Source organism: Mesorhizobium sp. M0029 (genome assembly GCF_040323735.1).
GTDB lineage: Bacteria > Pseudomonadota > Alphaproteobacteria > Rhizobiales > Rhizobiaceae > Mesorhizobium.
The window spans coordinates 1-6,733 of record NZ_JAMYVF010000051.1 but is presented as its reverse complement, the minus strand read 5'-3'; the positions used below and the strand labels follow the sequence as shown (position 1 = coordinate 6,733).

Annotated in this window: 13 protein-coding genes; 5 read left to right on the top strand and 8 right to left on the bottom strand. The window is 57.4% G+C overall.

What is annotated here, in order from left to right; translation table 11 throughout:
• The 3 genes from NKJ76_RS32080 to NKJ76_RS32070 all read right to left on the bottom strand — a co-directional run.
• On the bottom strand, positions 1–928 hold a 928-nt coding region (locus tag NKJ76_RS32080; RefSeq protein ID WP_352539206.1), incomplete at its 3' end, for an Ig-like domain-containing protein.
• A gap of 85 nt (positions 929–1,013) precedes the next feature.
• Positions 1,014–1,412 (bottom strand): hypothetical protein, encoded by a 399-nt coding sequence (locus tag NKJ76_RS32075; RefSeq protein ID WP_352539205.1) that lies wholly within the window; start codon positions 1,410–1,412, stop codon positions 1,014–1,016.
• 642 nt (positions 1,413–2,054) lie between these two features.
• The gene (locus tag NKJ76_RS32070) at positions 2,055–2,354 is read right to left on the bottom strand and encodes a hypothetical protein (protein ID WP_352539204.1); all 300 of its coding nucleotides are present in this window, start codon (positions 2,352–2,354) and stop codon (positions 2,055–2,057) included.
• 93 nt (positions 2,355–2,447) lie between these two features.
• Between NKJ76_RS32070 and NKJ76_RS32065 the strand changes: the two genes are divergently transcribed.
• Both NKJ76_RS32065 and NKJ76_RS32060 read left to right on the top strand, forming a co-directional pair.
• Positions 2,448–2,972, top strand: coding sequence for a hypothetical protein (locus NKJ76_RS32065; protein ID WP_023750889.1), 525 nt, complete (start codon positions 2,448–2,450; stop codon positions 2,970–2,972).
• Between the two features lie 18 nt (positions 2,973–2,990).
• Positions 2,991–3,209, top strand: a complete 219-nt coding sequence (locus tag NKJ76_RS32060; protein WP_352539203.1) for a site-specific integrase — start codon at positions 2,991–2,993, stop codon at positions 3,207–3,209.
• Positions 3,210–3,414: 205 nt separating this feature from the next.
• On the opposite strand, the gene NKJ76_RS32055 is transcribed toward NKJ76_RS32060, so the two are convergent.
• Positions 3,415–3,570 carry a hypothetical protein gene (locus NKJ76_RS32055; RefSeq protein WP_023744425.1) on the bottom strand — a complete coding sequence of 52 codons (156 nt, stop codon included), beginning with the start codon at positions 3,568–3,570 and terminating at the stop codon, positions 3,415–3,417.
• A 313-nt stretch (positions 3,571–3,883) separates the two neighbouring features.
• Here NKJ76_RS32055 and NKJ76_RS32050 point away from each other — a divergent pair, with 313 nt between their 5' ends.
• A complete protein-coding gene (locus NKJ76_RS32050) occupies positions 3,884–4,015 on the top strand; it encodes a hypothetical protein (RefSeq protein WP_023707393.1) in 132 nt (43 codons plus the stop codon).
• 7 nt (positions 4,016–4,022) lie between these two features.
• Here NKJ76_RS32050 and NKJ76_RS32045 read toward each other — a convergent pair whose 3' ends face one another.
• The 4 genes from NKJ76_RS32045 to NKJ76_RS32030 all read right to left on the bottom strand — a co-directional run bounded on the left by NKJ76_RS32045 (position 4,023) and on the right by NKJ76_RS32030 (position 5,437).
• On the bottom strand, positions 4,023–4,181 hold the full coding sequence (locus tag NKJ76_RS32045) for a hypothetical protein (RefSeq protein ID WP_023707392.1): 159 nt from the start codon (positions 4,179–4,181) through the stop codon (positions 4,023–4,025).
• A gap of 451 nt (positions 4,182–4,632) precedes the next feature.
• The gene (locus NKJ76_RS32040; protein ID WP_023748450.1) at positions 4,633–4,839 is read right to left on the bottom strand and encodes a KTSC domain-containing protein; all 207 of its coding nucleotides are present in this window, start codon (positions 4,837–4,839) and stop codon (positions 4,633–4,635) included.
• An 18-nt stretch (positions 4,840–4,857) separates the two neighbouring features.
• Positions 4,858–5,061, bottom strand: coding sequence for a hypothetical protein (locus NKJ76_RS32035; RefSeq protein ID WP_156932446.1), 204 nt, complete (start codon positions 5,059–5,061; stop codon positions 4,858–4,860).
• Entirely contained in the window at positions 5,042–5,437 is a 396-nt protein-coding gene (locus tag NKJ76_RS32030) for a DUF3606 domain-containing protein (RefSeq protein WP_023707390.1), read from the bottom strand. The genes NKJ76_RS32035 and NKJ76_RS32030 overlap by 20 nt, the downstream gene beginning before the upstream one ends.
• Before the next feature lie 125 nt (positions 5,438–5,562).
• Between NKJ76_RS32030 and NKJ76_RS32025 the strand changes: the two genes are divergently transcribed.
• Both NKJ76_RS32025 and NKJ76_RS32020 read left to right on the top strand, forming a co-directional pair.
• Positions 5,563–5,805, top strand: coding sequence for an ATP-dependent DNA ligase (locus tag NKJ76_RS32025; RefSeq protein WP_023707389.1), 243 nt, complete (start codon positions 5,563–5,565; stop codon positions 5,803–5,805).
• Positions 5,806–5,821: 16 nt separating this feature from the next.
• On the top strand, positions 5,822–6,142 hold the full coding sequence (locus tag NKJ76_RS32020) for an ATP-dependent DNA ligase (protein ID WP_023707388.1): 321 nt from the start codon (positions 5,822–5,824) through the stop codon (positions 6,140–6,142).
• The last annotated feature ends 591 nt before the right edge of the window (positions 6,143–6,733 follow it).

Here is a 6,733-nt window from a genome sequence, read left to right as displayed (position 1 = left end):
CGTCGCTGCCGAAGCTGGTCGACGCCTCGCTCAAGGTGAAGGTCAGGTGCGCGACATCGCCGATCTTCAGGGCGCTGTCGTCGGTGCCGATCACGACCGTCGGGTTGGCGGTATCCACAATGACCGTGTCGGAGCCCGCCGCGCCGAGGTTGCCGGCAAGGTCGGTGTAGCTGTTTGCCGTCACAGACACCGAGCCGGTGCCGGCGAAGCCGTCATTTGCTATAAACTTCGCCGTATAATGCGAAGCATCAATCTTCACAAAATCAGTCAGCGTGCCATTCATTGCCGTAACATCGGCAGAATCGAAGCCCGTCACGGGACCAAGAAAAGTGAAGGTCACGACCGAGTTGTTGTCACCATCATTTAAGGAAGGGTCGACAATATTTACGGAGACAGGAACTTGCCCGGCGCTATCGAGAACGACGACCCGCTCGATCGCGGAGACCTTGAGGTTGATCGTGGCGAAGGTAAATTCTGCCTGACCTGCTTGGCCGGTATTCGTGTTCGAGTTCGCGGCAATGAAGGCACGAAACTGAGCAAGTTCGGTGTTAAACGCGGTCATGAATGACGTGTTGGCTAGTTGATCATTGCTTAGATAGATAGCGATCGTATCGATCTCGGCAGTGCCTTTCGCAGCATTGCCGTTACCGCCGTCGTAGGTGTCGTAGCCGGAAAAGGCTGTTTGTCCGACGGTTGTCCCTGTGCCGTAGACTTGGCTACCAAACTTGTACTGATTTTCCCACGCGCGATAGATGAGCGTGTCCGCTCCCGATCCGCCCAGGACCGTGTCGAAACCACTGCCTCCATCGAGCGTATCGGCGCCTGAACCGCCATTCAGGCGATCGCTTCCGGCACCGCCCAAAAGCACGTCGTCTCCACTACCGCCGACCAGATTGTCGTTGCCGCTTGTACCAGTTGCCGTTGCCATACCCCGTCCCCTATCTCGCTAGTTGTTCTTGTCGATCGAGAAGTGCCGACATTGACCTGCCGCTTGCAGCGGCGTCGCTCAAAAATTATGAACCTATGAGGGCAAGTTCGCCTTCGCCAACAAACGGCTTGATCCTGGGCGAGAGCGCCGGACCAAATGAGTTCGCATCCAGACCAATGGCATGTGTACCAATGCCAAACGCCCACGCTCGCGAGTCCGGCAAACACAGCTTGATGCCTGCTGAATCTGCGCAGGCAACAGCGGGCTTCTTCGGATCGGTCGAGGCGGAAAACTCATCATTCGGAGAGCAAAGTGTGATTTCGGCCAGATCGCAACTCGACCCATCGAGAGATATAATGGTCAGAGCGGTGGAAATGGGGACGGGCGCATTTTCGGCTAAGCGGTAGGTATAGTCTCCGCCCTGTGGCGTATCGGGAAGCAACGTCGACATTCCGTCGGCGTTTATGATTTGAGAAGCAGCCATTATAACCCCCTTACTCATACACAGATGCCCCCACATCCGTTTACCGACCGCACTGAAAAGACAAAGCACTCGCTATCAAAACTCATAGACTTCGTCAGCCCACCAAACCGCCGCTATGTTACGCCTTGCGAACGGCTGACTCAGCAGTACCGTTTACGGATGGCGGCTCGATGTTGATGATGATGATGATGTTGCGACGAGATTGGTCGTCGCGCTGCGTCTCCCCATTGCGTCGGCAAACTCGTCGGCTGCCGATCATGTTTTTAAGAAAATGCTTATATTAGGCGATTATTAACTCTTCCGAGGGGGAGTCGTCAACATTCGACTAGCGTGACAGTTAACAGTCAAAATAAAACGTGCACGGAACCGGCTGCGGACCGCCTTCCAGAAACGCATGCCTCAGCGAGGGGAATGTGTAGCAGCAACGGCCGATCTCATGGACAATTGCGTTTCACTGTGTCGGTTGCTGTAACCTGAGAAGGTCCCAAGAGTCCGAATTTCCGCACCTTGGCCTTGTCTTTCGATCAGGAAGGGCAGGGATGGTCTGATTTCGATGCATCGTCTCCGGTAGGAGAGGTAATTAGGCGCGAGCAATATCCGGTTTCGATCATTCTCAGGCCGGCTCGAATTGTCCTGGAAGTCTTAATTGGCATCGAGAAGGTGATGAGGCTGCCCGTCAAGGATCTGCTCCAAGCAGTTATCCAAAACCTCACGAATCTTTTGGAAAACGCGGCGGCTGAAAAGGCGGGAGCAATCCAAAATGGCCGGCACACTGATCTCCTTCAAAATTGCCGATATTGCGCGCGGATCAAGAGCGCACGCTAAGGCAACATGGAGCCTGGCAGGGTAGAAATAGATCCGGCGACGGGCAAGATCGTGGTCATCGCCGCTACACATACGAGCGAACCGGAAAACCCCGTCGACCAGTATATAAAAAATCATGCGCGTTCGTCTTAAGGGGCTGAACAGCCGCGCCAAACAACTCGCCGACGGCAGCCTCGTCACCTACTAGTGGGCTTGGAAGGGCGGGCCACCTTGCCTGGCAAGCCTGGAGATCCCGAATTCATCGCAGCCTACAAAGCTGCCGCCGCGACCAAGGCCAAGCCGCGCCAGGGCGTGCTGCTGTCCGTGCTGAATGAATTTCAGGCCAGCTCGGATTTGGATGACCTGGCGCCGCGCACGCAAGCCGACTATGTCAAGCTGATCAAGGTTATCGGAAAGAAATTCGGTGACTTCCCGCTGTCGGGCATGAGCGACCGCCGCACGCGCGGCATCTTCATGGAGTGGCGCGACGAGCGCGCCAAGGCATCGCGCCAACAGGCAGACTATGGCTGGCAGGTGCTGGCGAGGATCCTGTCCTGGGGACACGGTCGCGGCCTTGTGTCAGCCAATCCTTGCGAGAAGGGCGGGCGCCTCTATCGCGGCACCAGGGTGGCTAACGTCTGGTCTGCCGCCTACGAGGCCGCATTCTATGCCAGCGCTCCCGCGCACCTGCATCTGCCGCTCACACTGGCCTTGTGGACCGGCCGGCGCCAGGGCGACCTGCTGCGGCTCACTTGACAGCAGTATGACGGCAAGGTGATCCGCCTGCAGCAATCCAAGACCGGAACTCGTGTGGTCATTCCCGTCGGAGGGCCGCTCAAGGCTGCGCTCGAGGCGTTGCGCGACAAGGTCGGGCAGATACTTTTGAACAGCGACGGCGTGCCATGGACCGGCTTTCGATCATCGTGGCGCAAGGCCTGCGCCTCGGCCGGGGTGGTCGGAGTGACCCTAAATACATTCGCGGGACTGCTGTAACGCGCCTGGCGCTCGTCGAGGCCTGGGGGCCGGAAATCGCAACGATCACCGGCCACAGCCTTCCTCAACCGAGATCCGGCGCTCGGCGAAAGCGCCATCCGCAAGCTCGAAACGGGAACAAAAATTACCGACCGTGCGTCCGACTGACACGAAATGTTCTAATGATCAAACGGAAAAATCGCTTTCTGGGGAACCTGGATTCGAATCATAGCTGCAGGTCACGTCGCACCTTTACCGGATAGCCGTCGGCATCCTTGCGCTTGTCGAACTGCTTGGCGCGGCGATTGCAGCCGGCATCGAAGTAGTCTGCCGGCCAGCGAACTTCACCGGAGGGCAGGGTGCGCTTGCGGACTTTAGCCATTCCTATTCCTCGCGGTACTTTGGATTAGGTTGCGTGGTGTGGGAGCGAGCTTGCCAGACCGGATAGCGTTCCGCCTCTTTCGCCAACTCTCTATCATTTCTTTCCGCGACGCTCCGATGGCCTCGAAAACCTCTTGGCCGATGGGGACGTCTCCGGAGGCGTATTCATTCGCAAGCTTGATTGCTTCGCCTAACTTTGGATTGTTGGCGAATGGCGCAAGTTCAACGAAAAGATTGAACAGGTTATCCAGACCGGAACAGTGCCGACTAACGGTTAATGTCGGCAGTGTCCCGAATCATGATTGGCTGGAGCGATGGCGGTACTGGCGTTCGATCTTGTCTATTTTTCCGGCCTGACCCTAGGCGACCTGCTGGGCAGCGTCATTTCGTTGCTGGCGTGTTTGGTGCTCTACAACGTTTTGGCTACGGACCGCCCGAACCGATAGGTCGGGTCTAACCCGCGTTCGCCATTCCAAAGCCAAGGCCCAGGCCGATTGCGACGCCAAGGAACAGCTTGCCGGCCATGTCGATGCGCGAAGGCGCATACAGGGCGCCATGCGTCTGTGCGGGCGCTCTGAGGCCGTTGCCGACGTCATCGAAGATCGTTTCCATCGGTCGAGTCTCCGAATCTGTGAATCCTCTGTTTGATCCGTCAAAGTCTAACGATCAGGGAAGCGCCATGAAAGCACGTGCAGTAACGGTTGATTCAACCATTGCTGGTATAAGTGTGGGGTGGGTGGCGGCTCCGACAGCTCGGGGGTGGAACTGAGTGCCGAAGCCGCCTGCGCAGCCAAGGTTGGGGTTTGACCGCGCCGTCCTATTCTGGGACAGCGCGGTCAACGATTCGTTAAAATTTTCCGGACCTAATTAAGTCGGTGCTAATTGCGCCCTTTGGCCTTTTTGGGTCAGCCGGGAACATCCCCGCTCCGAGGCTGTTCGGTCACACCCGGCTCGTTCTCAGCGGTCCCTGCCGGTGACCAAGATGGCCCCTCACTCATCATGGTCGGCCCGCGCTCGGAAGCAGGCGCGGGCCATCCCTGCACAAACCCGGCGTCTCCAGATGTCAGCGCCCTGGCGCGAGCCGGACTGCATAACGATTGCGGATGTGCCTGTTAAAATAGACGCCCTTAGCAAAGGCAGCTTTGAACGCAGCAACGGCCTCAGCAGGTACGTCCAAAAACTCGTAATGCTTCCCGCTTGCCACAAACCAGACGGAGAGAACCCTGGTGTTCGGGTCATAGTCGAACTTGCGTATCGAGGTCGACGGCATGGTATGCCATTCAAAAACTCAGCTAGCCGAGTTGGCTGAAACTGTATTCGAATTGTGGCCGCGCTTTTCGTCGGCAACCCTGATCCAGATGGGCTCGCTGGTGCGCAGAGTGATGTCGCGCTCTGTCGCTTCCCGCGCCGCCCTGATCGGCGTTGTCGCGTGGACGATGTGGGTAGCCGTCACGGTATCGCCGTCCATTTCCTCAACGTGGTATTTCGGCACTTTTGGTCCTAAGCGTCCAGTTCGAGCGGCTCGTGCTCCGGATCGGCATGATAAGTGACCTGGCGAAAATCGCGCATATCGATCTGTTGACCGCAAACAGGCAAGGAAGGAAATGCGCGAGTTCGCTCGCGGGCGGGCCTTCATGTCGGTGGCCGATCAGTGGTCTGCCGAGATCAGATAGTCTGGTCATTGTTTCCGCAGCGCCTTGGCTACCCGCTCCAAAGTCTCGCGTTGGTTGCCCGTGCTTCGCGATCAGCTCTTTGACCTGCTGGGGTGTGATGCCGGTCTTTGTTGCGAAATATTCAACTTCATAATCCTCATCGGCCGTGACACGGTCCCGATCACGAAAATCCCGCTTGCTCTTGTCGTCGGCCATATCGATTCATCCTTCGCTCATCCCGCAACGTCGAGTTGACGTGTTTGTTGCACCAAAAGGCTGATTTCCGGCTTCGGAACCATTTTTACTTGGTCTTATTGAATCGCCGGAGGGTGGGTCAGTGCATGCGTTTGAAGTTCATCGAGCCGTTGATGCCGACCCTTGTGGAGAAGCCTCCCGAGGGTGAAGGCTGGACCCAGGAGGTCAAGTTCGACGGCTACCGATCGCAGATGATCATTGATGAAGTCGGCACACGCATTTATACGCGCAATGGCCACGCCTGGACGGCGAAATATCGCGACCTGGTGAGAGAGGCAAAGCGCCTTGGTGCCGAAGCGCCATTGTCGAGGGCGAGATCGTCGTTCTGAATGACAGCAGCACGACTTGTATTTTGTTGCCTTTGATCTGCTTCATCTTAACGGCCACGATCTGCGCGATAAGGCGCTAGAGGAGCGGCGCGAGATCCTGGCCAGCATGATCGAGCCCGGCGGGCGTATTCAGTTCAGCGAGCCCCTGCCGGGGGAAGCCAAGGCCATCTTTCACTTGCTCGACAAGGCCGGACTTGAAGGCATGGTCTCGAAGCGGAAGGACAGCAAATACCGACGCGGTCCGTCGACCAACTGGCTGAAGGCCAAGTGCTATGCGATCGACGATTCGATCTGCTCGGCGTCGAGCGTGAAGCGGGCAAGCCGGCTTTCACTCTAATGGCTGAGCGCGGCACCGGGCGTTATGTCTGAAGCGCATTCGTCACCTTGAACCGGGAAATGCGCGAGAGGCTATGGAAACGCGTCCAGGAGCACTCAGGCACGGCGCCCAAGGGCATCATGAAGCGGCCGGCCACGAAGGGTTGTCCTTAGGAAAGCTGAGGACGGGCAGGGCGCAGGCTCGAGCATCGTGATCGGGTTTTACATCGGCGGGTCGCGACGTTGGAACCACTTCGCGGATTGAACGTTGCGAGCGGATGATCAGACGATTTGCCTACGCCCTTATCCTCGTCCAAGTATCTATGGCTACTGCGCTCGCCACGCAAGTATTCCTGTCGACCGCAGACGAAGCCGGTAACGCAGAACGCTCGCTTGCGACGGCGTCAAGCGAAGATCAGGGATGCGCCAAGGCGATGTGGCCCAATATTCCGGAACGATGTCTGCAGCGAGCCGAGCCTAAGGTGGTTACGCTCGTCCTCAGCCAAAACAACTAGAGCAGTTCAGATTTTGACTGAATCTGCGGGATTCCCGTGAGAGTGGTTTTGTGATTCAAGATGCTGGCTGGATCGGAGGCCAGCATCAGATGACGGCT

What these genes read in the sequence shown, in the direction of transcription:
- NKJ76_RS32075 (WP_352539205.1), bottom strand. Translation starts at nt 1,412, where the DNA reads ATGGCTGCTTCTCAAATCATAAACGCCGACGGAATGTCGACGTTGCTT.
- NKJ76_RS32030 (WP_023707390.1), bottom strand. Translation starts at nt 5,437, where the DNA reads ATGGCCGACGACAAGAGCAAGCGGGATTTTCGTGATCGGGACCGTGTC.
- NKJ76_RS32070 (WP_352539204.1), bottom strand. Translation starts at nt 2,354, where the DNA reads ATGATTTTTTATATACTGGTCGACGGGGTTTTCCGGTTCGCTCGTATG.
- NKJ76_RS32055 (WP_023744425.1), bottom strand. Translation starts at nt 3,570, where the DNA reads ATGGCTAAAGTCCGCAAGCGCACCCTGCCCTCCGGTGAAGTTCGCTGG.
- NKJ76_RS32025 (WP_023707389.1), top strand. Translation starts at nt 5,563, where the DNA reads ATGCGTTTGAAGTTCATCGAGCCGTTGATGCCGACCCTTGTGGAGAAG.
- NKJ76_RS32040 (WP_023748450.1), bottom strand. Translation starts at nt 4,839, where the DNA reads ATGCCGTCGACCTCGATACGCAAGTTCGACTATGACCCGAACACCAGG.
- NKJ76_RS32045 (WP_023707392.1), bottom strand. Translation starts at nt 4,181, where the DNA reads ATGGAAACGATCTTCGATGACGTCGGCAACGGCCTCAGAGCGCCCGCA.
- NKJ76_RS32050 (WP_023707393.1), top strand. Translation starts at nt 3,884, where the DNA reads ATGGCGGTACTGGCGTTCGATCTTGTCTATTTTTCCGGCCTGACCCTA.